Origin of the sequence: Mesorhizobium kowhaii (assembly GCF_042431665.1) — a bacterium.
GTDB classification, from domain to species: domain Bacteria; phylum Pseudomonadota; class Alphaproteobacteria; order Rhizobiales; family Rhizobiaceae; genus Mesorhizobium; species Mesorhizobium kowhaii.
Map to the genome: position 1 here is coordinate 113,512 of NZ_JBHLYT010000052.1, position 16,188 is coordinate 129,699.

Consider the following 16,188-nt stretch of genomic DNA (forward strand, 5'->3'; position numbering starts at 1 on the left):
CAGGAGGAAAGCATGTACACGAACACGCTCAGCTTCGGGCATGACGAGGATATCGAGGCGCTGCGCGATATGGTGCGGCGCTTCGCCCAGGACAGGATCGCGCCGATCGCCGCCGACATCGATCGCTCGAACGAATTCCCGGCGCATCTGTGGGGCGAACTCGGCGCACTTGGCTTGCTCGGCATCACCGCCGACCCCGATTTCGGCGGCAGCGGCATGGGCTATCTTGCGCATGTGATCGCGGTGGAAGAGATCTCTCGCGCCTCGGCGTCGGTCGGCCTCTCCTACGGCGCCCATTCCAACCTCTGCGTCAACCAGATCAACCGCTGGGCAACGCCGGCGCAGAAGGAGAAATATCTCCCTGCCCTGTGCTCGGGCGAGTGTGTCGGTGCGCTGGCGATGTCGGAATCCGGCGCCGGCTCGGACGTCGTGTCGCTCAAGCTGCGCGCCGAAAAGCGCAATGACCGCTATGTGCTCAACGGCACCAAGATGTGGATCACCAACGGGCCGGACGCCGAAACGCTGGTCGTCTATGCCAAGACCGATCCGGAACGGAAATCACGCGGCATCACCGCCTTCATCGTCGAGAAAGCGATGGCCGGTTTCTCCGTGGCGCAGAAACTCGACAAGCTCGGCATGCGCGGCTCCAACACCGGCGAACTGGTTTTTTCGGATGTCGAAGTGCCGTTCGAAAACGTGCTGCACGAGGAAGGCCGCGGCGTCGAAGTGCTGATGTCGGGCCTCGACTATGAGCGCACCGTGCTCGCCGGCGGCCCGATCGGCCTGATGGCGGCGTGCCTCGACGTGGTGATCCCCTATGTGCACGAGCGCAAGCAGTTCGGCCAGCCGATCGGCGAGTTCCAGCTGGTGCAAGGCAAGCTTGCCGACATGTACACGACGATGAACGCCGCGCGCGCCTACGTCTATGCCGTCGCCGCCGCCTGCGATCGCGGCCAGACGTCGCGCAAGGATGCCGCCGGCTGCGTGCTGTTCGCTGCAGAAAAGGCAACGCTGATGGCCCTCGACGCTCTCCAGTTGCTCGGCGGCAATGGCTATATCAACGACTATCCGACCGGCAGGCTGTTGCGCGACGCCAAGCTCTACGAAATCGGCGCCGGCACCAGCGAAATCCGCCGCTGGCTGATCGGACGCGAGATCATGGCGGAGGGGGTGTAGTATGGCCGTACTCCAGTCCCAGATCTCCCCCTCCTCCGACAGCTTTCGCGCCAATGCCGAGCGCATGCGAGCACTGGTCGCCGACATTGCGGACAAGGCGGCAAGCGTCGAGCGCGGTGGCTCGGACGAGGCGCGTGAGCGCCACGTTTCCCGCGGCAAACTCCTGCCGCGCGACCGCCTTGCGCAGTTGCTGGATGTCGGCTCGCCCTTCCTCGAGATAGGCCAGTTCGCCGCATGGTCGATGTATGGCGAGGAGATCTCGTCGGCCGGCATGATCGCCGGCGTCGGCCGCGTCGAAGGCACCGAGGTGATGGTCGTCGTCAACGACGCCACGGTGAAGGGCGGCACTTATTATCCGCTGACCGTGAAGAAGCATTTGCGGGCGCAGGAGATCGCGCTGCAGAACAATTTGCCTTGCATCTATCTGGTCGACAGCGGCGGCGCCAATCTGCCCAACCAGGACGAGGTGTTTCCCGATCGCGAGCATTTCGGCCGTATCTTCTACAACCAGGCCAACATGTCGGCGGCCGGCATCCCGCAGATCGCCTGCGTCATGGGTTCCTGCACGGCGGGCGGCGCCTATGTGCCGGCGATGTCCGACGAGACGATCATGGTGCGCAACCAGGCGACCATCTTCCTTGGTGGACCGCCGCTGGTGAAGGCCGCCACGGGTGAAGACGTCAGCGCCGAGGACCTCGGCGGCGCGGACGTGCACACGCGGCTTTCCGGCGTTGCCGACCACTATGCCCTGGACGACGACCATGCGCTCGCCATTTGTCGTCGCATCGTCAAAAACCTGAATCGGAACAAGACCGTAAGCCTTAACTTACAGAAACCGATTCCGCCGCTTCACGCTGCGGATGAGCTCTACGGCATCGTGTCGACGGACCTGCGCCAGCCCTATGACGCGCGCGAGGTGATTGCGCGCATCGTCGACGGCTCCGAATTCGACGAATTCAAGCAGAACTACGGCACCACGCTGATCACCGGCTTTGCCCATCTCCATGGCATGCCGGTCGGCATCATCGCCAACAACGGCGTGCTGTTTTCCGAAAGCGCATTGAAGGGCGCGCACTTCATCGAATTATGCTGCCAGCGCAAGATCCCGCTTGTTTTCCTGCAGAACATCACCGGCTTCATGGTCGGCAGAAAATACGAAGCGGGCGGCATCGCCAAGGATGGCGCCAAGCTGGTGATGGCGGTTGCCACCGCCAGGGTGCCGAAGGTGACTGTCATCATTGGCGGTTCGTTCGGCGCCGGCAATTACGGCATGTGCGGCCGCGCCTATTCACCGCGCTTCCTGTGGATGTGGCCGAACGCCCGCATCTCGGTGATGGGCGGCGAACAGGCGGCGACGGTGCTCGCCATGGTCAAGCGCGAAGGCATCGAGCGCAAGGGTGGCGAATGGAGCGCCGAAGAGGAAGCGAAATTCAAGAAGCCGATCCTGATGAAATACGAGCATGAGGGCCATCCGCTCTACTCGTCCGCCCGCCTTTGGGACGACGGCATCATCGACCCGGCGAAGACGCGCGAGGTGCTGGCGCTGAGCCTGTCCGCCGCGCTCAACGCCGAGATCGAGGAGACGCGCTTCGGCGTGTTCAGGATGTGACATGAACGACCGTGCGCGGATTGAGGTTCACACCGGCGACATCACCAAACTGGCCGTCGATGCCATCGTCAACGCCGCCAACACCTCGCTTCTCGGCGGTGGCGGGGTCGATGGCGCCATTCACCGCGCGGCCGGCGGCGAGCTCGAGTTCGAATGCCGCATGCTGAATGGATGCAAGGTCGGCGAAGCCAAGATCACCAAGGGCTATAAACTGCCTGCGCGATACATCATCCACACGGTCGGGCCGGTCTGGCAAGGCGGCGGCAAAGGCGAAGCCGAATTGCTGGCCTCCTGCTATTTCAGTTCGCTCGAACTCGCCGCCGCCAATGACTGCCGCACGGTGGCGTTTCCGGCGATCTCGACGGGTGTCTACCGCTACCCGAAAGATGAGGCGACGCAGATCGCTGTCGACACGGTCGGCGCGTTTATCGATGAGCGAACAATGCCGGAAACCGTCATTTTTTGCTGCTTCGACGACCAAATGGCGGAACTATACCGGCAGGCCGTTGCTGCCCTGCGAAAAAGCTGAACTGTATGGACCAACCGATTCACCAGCATAGGCAGCATCGAAACACCGCCAGAGAGCTGGCGGCGAGGCAAAATATTCGCTATCGCTCATCCTGCACAGTGCAATGGGGACAGGGCGGAAATGAAACTGAAATATTACCAGCGAACAACTGCTTCGATACTTGCGAGTTTGCTCATATTCGCAACACATGGCGCCGGCTCGGCGGAATCGCTGGCAGGCAAGATGGGCGACAAGCGGTTTTCTCCGACCTTGTCGCTCGATCCGAAGGAAGCCTGCTACAAATCCTACCTCGCCTATATCGCGGCGAGCGGCCATTCAGCCTACGCCACGACGTTCTATTCGCGCGTCGTCGATCTCCACATTTTCTGCAGCGTGAAGCTGAACGCACCTTCGCAGAAGGCTGCGGAGGAAACTGCGTTGCGCGCCTGTCAGAGCGGCTTCGCCAGGTGGAAGGTCAAGACCGCAAGCGGCGGCTGCGCGATCGCTGCGTCGAAGTAAGCCGGCGGCCAGACTGGCGCCGCCCGCGGCAAACCCGGGAGGCTCCATGTTCGCCAAGATCCTGATCGCCAATCGCGGCGAGATCGCTTGTCGGGTGATCCGCACGGCGCGCAAACTGGGCGTGCGCACCGTCGCCGTCTATTCGGATGCCGATGCGAAATCCCTGCATGTCGAGATGGCCGACGAGGCCGTGCACATCGGCGCCTCACCCGTTGGCGAGAGTTATCTGCGCGGCGACAAGATTGTCGCTGCGGCGCTGGCGACGGGCGCGCAAGCCATTCATCCCGGCTACGGCTTCCTGTCGGAAAACCCCGATTTCGTTGACCAGGTGGTGGCGGCGGGGCTCATCTTCATCGGCCCGTCGGCGGCCTCGATCCGTGCCATGGGACTGAAGGACGCCGCCAAGCGGCTGATGGAAAAGGCCGGCGTGCCGGTGGTGCCGGGCTACCATGGCGAGGCGCAAGAGATCGTGCTGCTGGCCTCCAAGGCGCGCGAGATCGGCTATCCCGTGCTGATCAAGGCGCGCGCCGGCGGCGGCGGCAAGGGCATGCGCCGGGTCGAGCATCCCGATGCGTTTTCCGAGGCACTGTCCGGCGCGCGACGCGAGGCAAAGGCTGCTTTCGGTGATGACCACGTGCTGGTCGAGAAATATGTCGACAAACCGCGACATATCGAAGTGCAGGTGTTCGGCGATAATTTCGGCAATGCGGTGCATCTTTATGAGCGCGACTGTTCGGCGCAGCGCCGCCACCAGAAGGTGATCGAGGAAGCGCCCGCCCCCGGCATGACGCCGGCACTGCGCAAGGCGATGACGGATGCGGCGGTGAAAGCCGCCAAGGCGATCAATTATTCCGGCGCCGGCACCATCGAGTTCATCGTCGACGCCTCGCAGGGCCTGAAGGCCGACCGCTTCTGGTTCATGGAAATGAACACCCGCTTGCAGGTCGAACACCCGGTCACCGAAATGGTGACCGGCACCGACCTGGTCGAGTGGCAGTTGCGGGTCGCCAGCGGCGAAAAGCTGCCGAAGACGCAGAGCGAGATAACGCTTGCCGGCCATGCCTTCGAAGCGCGCATCTATGCCGAGGATGCGGCAAAGGGGTTCCTGCCGGCGACTGGCACGCTGCATCACCTGAAGTTTCCGGACTCGAGCCCCGAAGGCGCCACGATGCGCATCGAGACCGGCGTGCGGGCCGGTGATGCCATCTCGCCCTATTACGACCCGATGATCGCCAAGCTGATCGTCCACGCAAAGGATAGGCAGGCGGCGCTGGAAGCGCTCGGCGCGGCACTGTCGCAAACCGAAATCGCCGGCTCGACCGTCAACACCGCCTTTCTTGCCGCTCTGGCCGCCGATCCGGACTTCGCCGCGGGCGATGTCGACACCGGCCTGATCGCCAGGCATCAACCGGCACTGACCGAAGTCGTGCCGCCGAGCGGCGAAACCGTTGCAGCAGCCGCGCTTGCGGCCTCAGGTGCCGGAGCATCGCCGCCATCCGACGATCCATGGTCGTCGCTTGCCGGCTATGCGCATTTCCACAGCGTGGCGCGGCGCACACGGCTGAAGTTCGGCGAAATCGATATCGCGGCAAGGGTTTCGATGCGGCTGGACGGGCGGTTCCAGGTGGCGCTGGACAAGCCTTATGATGACACCAACTCGCATGATCTTCGCGCCACACCACGCCTCGCCCGCTGGCCGGGCCACATCACCGTGTTCGAAGGCGCCGTTGGCTATACCTTCGCCGTGCCGGACCCGCTGGCGCGGGCCGATGAGGCGGCAGCAGGCGCCGGCAGCCTGCGCGCGCCGATGCCGGGGCTGGTCAAGCTGGTGCGTGCGGCAAAGGGCGATGCGGTGATCAAGGGCCAGCCGCTGCTGATCCTCGAAGCGATGAAGATGGAGCACACCATCGCCGCGCCGCATGACGGAGTGATCGCCGAGATCGCCACCGAAGGAGCGCAGGTCACCGACGGGACGGTGCTGGTGCGGTTCGTCGAGGACCAGAGCGCCCCGACCGCGGCCGCAAGCTGACAGCCGAAAGCGGACGATGGATTGCAAAGAAAAATGGCCGGGACGCCGGCGGGCATGGCGCTGGCCACAGGCGGGCACCAGGACGCGCGACGCGCCCCTGGGTCCCGCCAGCGCGCGTTTCGGTGAAGCGATGGCGGGACCGCGTAGCATGAAGTGTCGGCGTCGCCCTCGTTGACCGGACATCTCTGCCGCCGCTCTGGCTGCAGCGCGCCGGCACGGGCGAGCCGCCCTTCAGTGGTGATGGGCGGAAACGCTCTTGACGTATTCGGACACCATTTCCCTCGGTGCCGACTGACTGACGTCGCCGACGCTAAGGATGCCGACCATCCGCATATTCTTGTTGATCACCGGCAACCTGCGGATTTTCAGTTCTTCCATGTGCTGTACGGCCTTGGCCAGATCGTCGTCTTCGCGGCAGCAGTGAATGCCGGTCGTCATGACATCGCGCGCCGTTGCCGTGCGGCCGTCGAAACCATCGTCCGCAAGTCCTTTGCAGACAATATCGCGGTCGGTCACCATTCCGATCAGTCGGTCGTTCTCTCCAATGGGAATCGACCCGATATCCTGGGCTCGCATAATTTTCGCCAGTTCGGTGACATCGGTTTCGGGGCTGACCCAGTCGACACCCTTATGCATTGCGTCTTTGACTTTCATGGCGGACCTCCCTTGCTGGGTTGGTGAATGTCCCCCTGTCCCATTTTAACGCGGGCGGGGTTTGACTGCCAGAGGCCATCATCCGGACCCGCATTTTAGAATGGTTATCGGTGTCGCCGATGACCATTTTTTGCGGTTTGGTTGTCATGCGTCCATCTCCAGCCAACAGAGCCGCTTGGTGAGATCATGGCGTGGCGAGGAAGACCTCCGCCATGCTTCGCTGCAGGATTTTCGTGACGAAGGCTAGCGCACCGATTGTTTCTTGGCGTATGCGGCGACTGCGCAGAGGAACGCCAATGCGGCGGCATCGCACGCCGTCCGAGACGGGCCTTTGGCGAAAAGAACCGCGTCCGCAGCCGGTATCGTCAGGCCATGCTTTTTGGCGAAAGAGGTAACGTCGTAAGGCTGATCGTCAGATCGAATGGCGATCCCAAAATCATAATTCATGGACTACATCCTCCCAGTTCGCGGCCTTTTCCCCCTTTTGGCCTGACGCAGAAATTAAACTGCCGGCGCATCGCGCGAGTCCAGCAATTCAGGATTGTGTAAAACGATACACTCCGCAATCGCGCCTACATCTCGTTGTTTTCGATGATGCCGGCTTCGCCTCCTCGCCGATATATCTTTCAGCCGACGGAACGTTTGTACTCGCCCGGTGTTATCACCATGATCCCCGCATAGGGATCATAAAGGGCCTTGCCCCCTCCAGGCCCTGGTTTGAGTCCGCTGTCTCCCCGGCAGCGGACCCGACACATTCAGTGATCGCCGCCATCCCTCCAAACGCAAAATGCCTTACGACTTAGCTGCCTCCGGCTCGACTGAATACAACCGTGTCGTCGTCTTTGCGTATTTCGACCGCTACGATACCGTCATCCCGCTTCCGAGCAGGAAAGGTCGCAAAGACGTGGTCCCTCGCAGCCTTCTCGGCATCGAATGGCGTCTTTTCAACGACGCCCTGTTTCCCATACCAAATCACTGTGTAGGCCACCGCTGCGATGCTCCTTACTCCGCCGACCCATTGTCGGCAAAGGGTGAGGCGCTCGGGACGCACTGCAGTGACCAGCCGGCCGGTGTCGGCTGCTTCTGATATTCGGTGATGGCGGCGGTGCATTGTTCGCGCTTGTCGAAGGTGCTGGGCAGCACGACCATTCCGCCTTGCGGACCGGCGATTACTAGATACCAGATCAACGCTGCGGTCGAAGCCATGGGAAATTCCTTCTTCCGCCCGCTCGGGAGCCGCGGATGGGTCGGACGATGTCAATTAGACTTCGGCCGGGTGGCGAAAGCATGGCCGGCGCGCAAGCTTCGCCCTCGCAAGGGCGTGCTTGACGATTTCAGTAGGAGGAAGAAGGCCGGCGCCAGGAGGCGCCCGGCCAAAATGAGCATCGCCGCGACGAGGTGGCTTCTGGCGGCGTCTGGCCGCCAATAAAATATAAAGCGCAATCCCAGCTCATAATATCGAGATTATCATTTCTACCTTGATGATTATGCGATCCGCCGGAACAGAAAAACATATATATACACTTTTACTTAAAGACCCTTTTCCCGTCAATCTGCCTGAAATTTGCTTTAAGTTTATTTATAGCCTATTCTTTCTCCAGGGTTTGATATCTGCAAACAATGGGTTAGCGTTGACGGGATCGGGCGGATTTCCTTACGCGGCCTTTCGGGGGAAAACCCATGAAGACTTCAATCAAAGCGCTCGCTTTGACCGCCGCATTTCCGTTGCTGTGGTTCAGTCCCGCACAGGCAGCGACCGCTACCGGCAACATGACAGTCCGGATAACCATCCAGGCGGAGTGCAAGGTTCAGACCGCGACCGATATGGATTTCGGCACGAACGGTGTCATTGACGCCAATGTCGACCAGACGAGCACCATTTCAGTGCAATGCACCAGCAGTACGCCCTACAATGTGGGCCTGAGCGCCGGCGCCGGCGCCGGGGCGACGATCGCCGTCCGCAAGATGACTGGCCCAGCGGCCGCGGTCGTCAACTACTCGCTTTATCGTGACGTGGCGCGAGCCCAGCTATGGGGCACCACCATAGGCACCGACACGGTGGCTGGCACCGGCAATGGCGCCGCGCAACCGCTGACGGTCTATGGGCGCGTGCCGCCGCAAACAACGCCTGGCGCGGGTGTCTACACAGACACGGTTGCGATCACCGTCACCTATTAAGGTGCTCTCAAACAAGGAGGACGCCATGCGTTCCATGCTCAGAAGCATTGGCGCGATCGCGCTTTTACTGCTCGCGGCCGGTTCGGCGCAAGCAGCGTCGCTTCGGGTGGCGCCGACCAACATCGAGATGATAGCGCCGGACAGCGCGGCGGTCTTGACCCTGCGCAATGAGGCGAAGCAGCCCATCAACGTACAGATGAGAGTGTTTCGCTGGACGCAAGAGGGCGGCATCGAACGGCTTGAGCCGACCAGTGATGTTGTTGCCAGTCCCCCGGCTGCGAAGCTTGGCCCCGGCGCCAACTATACGGTGCGGGTTGTGCGGGTATCGAAATCGGCCGTTGCGGGCGAGGAAAGTTATCGTGTCATCATCGACGAACTTCCTGATCCGTCGAGAAAGAAGGCCGGAACCGTCAGTCTGGTACTGCGCTATTCAGTTCCGGTGTTCTTTCGCAATCCCGATGCGGCTGCTCCAAATGTTTCCTGGAGCCTCTCGGGCAAGGGTCGCAGGCTGGTCCTGACAGCAAGAAACACCGGCGAAAGTCGCTTGAGATTGTCCGATTTGATGCTGACTCAAAGCGGACGAAAACTCGGCAGCCGCAACGGTCTTGTCGGCTACGTGCTCGGCGGTGCGACCATGCAATGGCCGGTCGCGGGGAAGGCGCTTTCGGGCGGGGCAGTTTCGTTGTCGGCCCAGAGCGATTTTGGACCGTTCGATGCCAACGTTGCGATCAAAGGCCAGTAGGGTCGCGATCACCGCTGTCGTGGCCGCATTTCCCACCATGCAGGTCAAAGCCCAAGATATGTTGCCGTCCGCCTCGGTGACGGATTCCGCAGCGGCCCCGGCCGACGGCCGCGATCTGTATCTGGAAGTCTTCGTCAACGACGTCTCGACGGGGCTGATCGGCGCTTTCAAGCAGCTATCGGATGGCGGCCTGGCCTCCACGCCGGACGAATTGCAGCAGGTTGGGCTGGAGCCTGTCGAAAGTGCGATGGGTGGCGATCACCTGGTGCGGGTCGATCGGCTCCCGGACGTCTCCTATCGTATCGATGAAGCGACCCAACGTCTCTATGTGACGGCCACCAATGCGGCACGCTCCGCCCACGTCATCGACATTGCCCTGCAGGGCAAGCGGGACAGGATCGAGCCGCAATCCGGTTTTGGCGGTGTGCTGAACTACTCCCTGTTCGCCAGCACCAACGATCTGAAGGATCGCACCTCGCAGCTCTTTCGCGGCGTCTCAGGCGGTTTCGATGCGCGGCTTTTCAGCCCCTACGGAACGTTGAGCCAAGGCTTTATCGCCAGCCTGTCCGACGGCGAACTCGACGGCTTCACTCGGCTGAACACGACCTGGAGTTATTCCGATCCCGAGCGGTTGCTAACCTACAAAGCGGGTGACTTTGTCTCGGGTGGACTGGCGTGGACCAGGCCTGTGTATCTCGGCGGCTTTCAGATCCAGCGCAATTTTTCCCTGCGTTCCGATCTGGTCACCTTGCCGCTTCCAAGCTTTTCAGGAACCGCTGCTGTCCCCTCGACGCTCGAGGTCTACACACAGAATGCGCGGACCTATAGCAGCGACGTCCCGGCCGGGCCGTTTCAGGTGACAAACCTGCCAATATTCACCGGAGCTGGCCAAGCCCAAATTGTCCTGCGCGACAGCCTCGGCCGTGAAACCACCGTGACGTTGCCATTCTACAATTCCAACATGCTTCTGAAGCGGGGCCTGCTCGATTTCACCGCCGAGGTCGGCTCTCCACGGCGCAATTTCGGTGTCGAATCCTATGATTATGACGGGGCCATTTATGGCTCGGCAAGCACGCGCTACGGGCTGACCAACTGGCTGACACTGGAAGGCCACGTCGAGGGTGGCGAGGATCTTGTGAATGGCGGCGCCGGCATGGCGTTTCCGCTCGGCTATTTCGGCGCAGCCTCCATCGCGGCGGCAGGCAGCCATCACGAAGGCCAGACGGGTGCGCTCGTCAACGCCTCGCTTGAGCTGAGCCACGATGGATGGTCCCTCTATGGCCGCATACAACGCGCGTTCGGCGGCTACGAGGACATTGCATCGGTCACCGCCGACATCGACGCTGTCCCGGGCCCGGACGAATTCCCGATCTTCAGCGCCGGCGTTCCTCGCGCGCTCGACCAGGTGACGCTGAGCGTGCCGATGCCACTTGATTTTTCAAACCTCAACCTTTCCTACGCGCACATAAAGAGCGCCGAGGGAGAGAGCAGCCAGATCGTCGGCGTTTCGTACAGCCAGACAGTGTTCAAGGACAGCAGCTTCTATGCCACTGCCTTCACCGACCTTGACGACAAAAACAGTTTTGGCGTGTTTGCAGGCATCTCCATGCCGCTCGGCGATGATGTCACCGCCTCGACCGGGGTCGCAGACGGCCCTGATGGCGTGTCGGTGTTCGCCGACATCGCCAAATCCGAACGGCTGGAGAACGGCAGCATCGGCTGGCGCGCGAGGACGTCCGAGGGCGGCACGCCCAATCGGTCGGCTGCCGTCAGCTACCGTTCACCATGGGCACGAGTGGAGACCGGCATCCAGCAATTCGACAAGAGCGTTCGTGGAACCGCAGAGGTCGATGGGGCAATCGCCGTCGCCGGCGGCGGCATTTTTGCCACCAACCGTATCGACGACGCGTTTGCTGTTGTCGACGTCGGCGTTGCTGGCGTGGAAGTCCAGCACCAGAACAGGCCGGTCGGCGTCAGCAACCGGCAGGGAAAGATCCTGGTTCCCGATCTGAACTCCTACGAAGACAACACCATTTCCATCGATCCAAGGAACTTGACGGTCGATGCCGACGTGCCGGAGACGCGCAAAATCGTCGTGCCGGCCGATCGAAGTGGCGTCGTCCTTGATTTCGGCGTTTCAAAGGCCGCCGATGCGGCGCTTGTCTCCCTGGTCGACCGCAAAGGCACGCCGATCGCCGTCGGCGCCAAGGGCCGCGTCGAGGGCGCCGACGAGGAATTTGTGATCGGGTACGACGGCGAGGCCTATATCCGCACCCTTCATCGACAAAATGCCGTGGCCATTGAATTGCCGGATGGCAGCTCGTGTCGAGCTGAATTCGCCTATCGGGCAGTGCCCGGCCAACAGGTAATCATCAAGCAGGTCACCTGTTTTTGAGGCGAGGACGAACCATGCTCCGTTTCGCTATGCTGTCGGCCGCCCTGCTCTTGCCGACCGTTGCCTGGGCCCAAAGCTGCAGCTTTGGCGTATCGGCGATGAATTTCGGGCTGGTCGATACGCTTTCCGGTTCGTCAAGCAATTCAACAGCCGCACTCAGCGTAAACTGCACTGGATTGACGTTGCAGCGCATCCTCGTCTGCCCAAATCTGGGTACGGGCACCGGCGGCGCCACGGCTTCGGCCCGTCAAATGCTGAGCGGCGCCAATCATCTCGACTACCAGCTTTATTCGGATTCCGCGCGCTCGGCGGTGTGGGGCTCCTATGCGTGGCCGTATCCGCCTATGGCGCCGGCCTTTGCCCTGACGCTGAACGCGTTCGGCAGCGGTTCCAGCAGCCAGACGATCTATGGCGCCGTGTTGGGCGGACAGGCGATGACCGCGGTGCCGGCGACCTATCTCTCCACATTCTCCGGGAGCCACGTCGAGTTCCGCTATCGATACAGCCTGCTCAACGATTGCAGCACCAGCGCCGGCTCCGTCGACAGACCCACATTCACGATCAATGCGACCGTTCCGGCCAATTGTCTGCTGGCAATCCAGAACATCGATTTCGGATCAAACGGCATTCTGGGCGCCAATGTCGATGCGACCGGTGAAGTTTCCGTCAGATGCACTCCGGGCACGCCTTACACAGTGTCGCTTAACGGCGGAACGAGCGGTTCGCCCCCGACCTCGCGCAAGATGTCCAAGGGCGCGGAAACCGTAACCTACGGCCTCTACAAGGATGTCGCACGCAGCCAGCCATGGGGCGATGCGTCGACGCCAGGAAGTACCGTGGCGGGAAGCGGCGACGGTGCGGCGCATGATCTCACCGTCTACGGCCGTGTTCCCCCGCAGACGACACCCTCGGCCGGCGTCTATACCGATACTGTTGTCGTTACCGTGACGTATTAGGTCGTTGCATCAAAGCGCCGCGCATCCAGAAGAACGCGCGGCGCTGCAATGCCTTGCCTCCAGGCGACGTCAGCGATTACTGCGCGATCGGCGCGTACTTGCCGTCATGCCACTGGTTGATGTCATAGCTGGCATTCTTGAGGTCGCCCTTTTCGTCGAAGGTGACGTCGCCGACAACGGTGCTGATCGGCGTGCCGTTCTTCAACGCTTCGGCGACCTTGCCCGGGTCATCGCTGCCGGCGCGCTTGACGCCTTCGGCGAAGGCCTGGACCACCGCGTAGGAGAACAGCGTGAAGCCTTCCGGTACAAAGCCGCCCGCCTTGATCTTCTCGACCGCGGCCTTGGCTTCAGGCTTTGCCTGCGGATCCGACGGGAAGACGAACATGGTGCCCTCGCCGGCCGGGCCGGCAACCTGCCAGAACTCCGGCGAAGCGATGGAGTCCGGCATGATCAGCTGGAACTTGAGGTTCTGTTCCGCCGACTGGCGCAGGATCAGACCGGCTTCAGGATGGTAACCGCCGAAATAGACGACGTCGGCCTTCAAGTCCTTTAGCTTGGTGACGAGAGCCGAATAGTCCTTCTCGCCGGCATTGATGCCGTCATAATACACTTCCTTGAGGCCGCCGGCATTCATGGTCGCCCTGACGGCGTCGGCCACGCCCTGTCCGTAGGCGCTCTTGTCGTGCAGGACGACGACATTCTTGCCGGCAAACTTCTTGGCGATCCATGGGCCGATGAAGGCGCCCTGCGCATCGTCACGCGTATAAAGGCGCATGATCGTCGGCCAACCGGCCTTGGCGGCCGCGTCGGTCAGCACCGGGTTGGACGAGGCCGGGCTCATCATCAGGGCGCCGGCTTCGGCATAGACGGCAGAGGCCGGAATGCTCGAACCCGAGCAGGCGTGGCCATCGATGAACTTGACGCCATCGGCGACGATCCGGTTGGCGACCGACACGGCCTGCTTGGGATCGCACTGGTCGTCCTGGATACTCAACTTGATCTGGCGACCGTCGACACCACCCGCCGCGTTGATCGCGTCAGCAGCGGCCTGTGCGCCCTGCTTGAACTGATCGCCGATGGTGGCGAGCTGTCCGGTCATCGGACCGACCACCGCAAAGGTGATGTCGTCGGCGAATGCGACCGGCGCACTCATCATCAGGCCAAAAACGGCCGCGCTCAAAATACTCATTTTTTTCATGGTGATAGAACTCCTCCACTCACGCGCGGTCGTCCGGCCGCGCTTCTTCCAGAGAGGCGGGACAATTTCATCCTTCACTGGGCCTGTCTAGGCGCATCGGCGGCACTCGATTGGGCCTGCAAGACCTCTTCCACGCAAAAAGCCACGCCAGCCTTGTTCCGGCTGGTCGTGGCTTTTTGCTCGTCAAGCGGTCCCCAAGCGCCCCCGCGCCCCGAAATCCAACTCGCCTTCCCCGCATCGCGCGACTGAGCCTAGCTGGCCTGTCGCGTTCTTTTTATCTCTTTGTTTGAGCCTGATTCCGAAAACCGGATTCCATTTTTCGGGATCATGCTCTAGGTCGTCGACCGTCTTGCGCGGCCTTCTATTTCACCGGGTCTGGCCGTCTGTGCGGTCTTGATCCCGAGCTTCCCTGTCTTCGATAGGTCTATCCGCGGTTGGCAGATCTCAGTGCATGGTCATCCATTCGCGGGCTTCGCGAAGCGCCTTGGCGATCTCGACCTTGGACATCGCTGCCGACAGTTCCGAGCGCAGTTCCGCAGCGCGGGCCGACCCCTTGATCGCGGCGATGTTGAACCATTTGTGGGCGGCAATGACATCGGTCTCGCAATCGCGGCCGGTCGCATACATCATGCCCAGTTCGAAAAGGATGTCGGCCTGGGCAGTTGCCCCCATGGCGCCGAAGCCTGCTTCAAGCATTTCAAAACGTGCCATTTCAAATCCCCTGTTTCTGGCCCCTGTCAGGCTCCCGAGAGCTGCCTTCTTTCGTCCTTGCGGGCTGCTCTTCCGATGCTTTCGAGAATGCCGTGGAGGCTTGAATCCGTCGTTAAGTGGCGTGCTTAATTTGAGGAAAACAAAGCTAAAACAAGAGGTAAACGCCGAAATTCGTTAAGGATACAAAGCCAGCAATCGCGCCGGTTTTCCTCAAATTCGACGAAAATTTTCGCGGCGGGAATCAACACTCCGCTAACCACGGGAAACAAACACGATCCGCCGATGCTTTCTTTCCTTGCCCGCACGGCCCGCATTGGCGCCTTTCAAAATCCCAAAGTCTTCCGCTGCGGCACCGCTTTTGTTTTGCCAGGAGCTGGATTAGCTTACGTTTGCGTAAGCGGCAGACCGGCGAGGCGGAGCATCCGGCCGGATATCCAAAGGGAGAAGACCATGTTTCGAAAAGTGAGCCTGGCCCTGGCGGCCACATTGATCATGGCGGGTGCGGCGTGGGCCGATCCGATCGAGGGCGACTGGAAGACGCAGGCCGGCGATACCGCAGCCATCGCTGGCGGCGGCACGTTTTCCATCACGCTCAAGTCCGGCAAATATGCCGGCAAGACCATCGGTTCGCTCAAGGCCGCCGGCGACAACAAATATGCCGGCAACATCACCGATCCGGCAAACGACAAGACCTATTCGGGCAAGGCGACGTTGTCGGGCGCCTCGCTCAAAATGAGCGGCTGCGTGCTCGGCGGACTGATCTGCAAGAGCCAAACCTGGCACAAGCTCTGATCGACCGCATCCTTGTGACTTGATGGCGGGGCCTCGACGGGCCCCGTTTTCGTTTTGTTGAGGGCACGTGCCCTCGCCTCGCCGCCTCCTGCTGGAACCTGTCGAAGCTGACACCGGCGCCGTCAAAACTCGTCAATCAATTTGAACCGCAGATGAACGCCGGCATCAGAGCCGGTTCAGTCGCGCTCGGGCATTCTCCAGCGTGTTGAAGGAGACACGACCCAATGCTTGCTCGCCGCTTCACCATCGTCTGCCTGCTGATGAGCCTGTTTGGAATGTTCTTCGCCATCCTCGTCGCCGAAACGGGGCGCCCGGCCCGCGCCTGGGACGAAGCCAGTTCCCGGACCTGCCGCCTCGCCTGCCCCACCCATCTTCGCAACTGAACAAAGAAACCAGACCTCGAAAAGAAAAGCAGAACACCATGAACCGCATCGCCGCCAACGCTCTCAAGACCCTCCGGCTTCTGCCGCGGGCGGCGCTTATCCTGATGGTTCTGGCCGCTCCGGTTCTGGCCGTGCCGATGATGCGCGCCGATGCCGGCTCGACGATCGAAGCGCCAGCTTTGAGGAAGTCCGGCGTCGGCTTTGTGCTCCTGGTCAGCCTGCAGCGCGGTTAAAGAAAAACGACGCTTTGGCCGCCTTCGGTCGTGACACCCCTCCCAAGTGCCGATCCAAGTCTCTATATTGAGCCATGGAAAAGCGAATCTACCCACAAGCCATCG

At 61.5% G+C, this 16,188-nt stretch carries 16 protein-coding genes; 12 read left to right on the plus strand and 4 right to left on the minus strand.

From position 1 onward, the window contains the following. Window positions 1-12: 12 nt before the first annotated feature. From ACFFNA_RS26965 to ACFFNA_RS26985, 5 genes are all read left to right on the plus strand, one after another. Entirely contained in the window at window positions 13-1,176 is a 1,164-nt protein-coding gene (locus tag ACFFNA_RS26965; protein ID WP_378922975.1) for an isovaleryl-CoA dehydrogenase, read from the plus strand. Window position 1,177: 1 nt separating this feature from the next. After that, window positions 1,178-2,785 (plus strand): carboxyl transferase domain-containing protein, encoded by a 1,608-nt coding sequence (locus ACFFNA_RS26970; protein ID WP_378922977.1) that lies wholly within the window; start codon window positions 1,178-1,180, stop codon window positions 2,783-2,785. A 1-nt stretch (window position 2,786) separates the two neighbouring features. Further along, window positions 2,787-3,314, plus strand: a complete 528-nt coding sequence (locus ACFFNA_RS26975) for an O-acetyl-ADP-ribose deacetylase (protein ID WP_378922979.1) — start codon at window positions 2,787-2,789, stop codon at window positions 3,312-3,314. Window positions 3,315-3,434: 120 nt separating this feature from the next. Continuing rightward, entirely contained in the window at window positions 3,435-3,812 is a 378-nt protein-coding gene (locus tag ACFFNA_RS26980; protein WP_378922981.1) for a hypothetical protein, read from the plus strand. 46 nt (window positions 3,813-3,858) lie between these two features. After that, complete coding sequence (locus ACFFNA_RS26985) at window positions 3,859-5,841, plus strand: acetyl/propionyl/methylcrotonyl-CoA carboxylase subunit alpha (RefSeq protein WP_378922983.1); 1,983 nt, start codon at window positions 3,859-3,861, stop codon at window positions 5,839-5,841. Between the two features lie 231 nt (window positions 5,842-6,072). Here ACFFNA_RS26985 and ACFFNA_RS26990 read toward each other — a convergent pair whose 3' ends face one another. Then, entirely contained in the window at window positions 6,073-6,495 is a 423-nt protein-coding gene (locus ACFFNA_RS26990) for a CBS domain-containing protein (RefSeq protein WP_111549151.1), read from the minus strand. 1,002 nt (window positions 6,496-7,497) lie between these two features. Next, window positions 7,498-7,701, minus strand: a complete 204-nt coding sequence (locus tag ACFFNA_RS26995) for a hypothetical protein (RefSeq protein WP_184871240.1) — start codon at window positions 7,699-7,701, stop codon at window positions 7,498-7,500. A gap of 474 nt (window positions 7,702-8,175) precedes the next feature. Between ACFFNA_RS26995 and ACFFNA_RS27000 the strand changes: the two genes are divergently transcribed. The 4 genes from ACFFNA_RS27000 to ACFFNA_RS27015 are packed head-to-tail and all read left to right on the plus strand — an operon-like array spanning window position 8,176 to window position 12,766. Continuing rightward, the gene (locus ACFFNA_RS27000; RefSeq protein WP_111549147.1) at window positions 8,176-8,673 is read left to right on the plus strand and encodes a Csu type fimbrial protein; all 498 of its coding nucleotides are present in this window, start codon (window positions 8,176-8,178) and stop codon (window positions 8,671-8,673) included. Between the two features lie 25 nt (window positions 8,674-8,698). Continuing rightward, complete coding sequence (locus ACFFNA_RS27005) at window positions 8,699-9,415, plus strand: fimbrial biogenesis chaperone (protein ID WP_378922986.1); 717 nt, start codon at window positions 8,699-8,701, stop codon at window positions 9,413-9,415. Continuing rightward, window positions 9,387-11,810: a fimbria/pilus outer membrane usher protein gene (locus ACFFNA_RS27010; RefSeq protein WP_378922988.1), complete on the plus strand. Its 2,424-nt coding sequence runs from the start codon at window positions 9,387-9,389 to the stop codon at window positions 11,808-11,810. Before ACFFNA_RS27005 ends, ACFFNA_RS27010 begins: the two co-directional genes overlap by 29 nt. Before the next feature lie 14 nt (window positions 11,811-11,824). Continuing rightward, complete coding sequence (locus tag ACFFNA_RS27015) at window positions 11,825-12,766, plus strand: Csu type fimbrial protein (RefSeq protein WP_111549144.1); 942 nt, start codon at window positions 11,825-11,827, stop codon at window positions 12,764-12,766. Window positions 12,767-12,842: 76 nt separating this feature from the next. Here the strand turns inward: ACFFNA_RS27015 and ACFFNA_RS27020 are convergent, their stop codons facing one another. Further along, on the minus strand, window positions 12,843-13,964 hold the full coding sequence (locus tag ACFFNA_RS27020) for an ABC transporter substrate-binding protein (RefSeq protein ID WP_378922990.1): 1,122 nt from the start codon (window positions 13,962-13,964) through the stop codon (window positions 12,843-12,845). A gap of 444 nt (window positions 13,965-14,408) precedes the next feature. Further along, a complete protein-coding gene (locus tag ACFFNA_RS27025) occupies window positions 14,409-14,675 on the minus strand; it encodes a sel1 repeat family protein (RefSeq protein WP_111549142.1) in 267 nt (88 codons plus the stop codon). A 450-nt stretch (window positions 14,676-15,125) separates the two neighbouring features. Between ACFFNA_RS27025 and ACFFNA_RS27030 the strand changes: the two genes are divergently transcribed. The 3 genes from ACFFNA_RS27030 (at window position 15,126) to ACFFNA_RS27040 (ending at window position 16,083) form a co-directional block, all read left to right on the plus strand. Next, window positions 15,126-15,467 (plus strand): DUF2147 domain-containing protein, encoded by a 342-nt coding sequence (locus ACFFNA_RS27030; RefSeq protein WP_378922992.1) that lies wholly within the window; start codon window positions 15,126-15,128, stop codon window positions 15,465-15,467. Between the two features lie 224 nt (window positions 15,468-15,691). Beyond that, window positions 15,692-15,850: a hypothetical protein gene (locus tag ACFFNA_RS27035; protein ID WP_167458833.1), complete on the plus strand. Its 159-nt coding sequence runs from the start codon at window positions 15,692-15,694 to the stop codon at window positions 15,848-15,850. A gap of 38 nt (window positions 15,851-15,888) precedes the next feature. Next, a complete protein-coding gene (locus ACFFNA_RS27040; RefSeq protein WP_111549141.1) occupies window positions 15,889-16,083 on the plus strand; it encodes a hypothetical protein in 195 nt (64 codons plus the stop codon). Window positions 16,084-16,188: the final 105 nt, after the last annotated feature.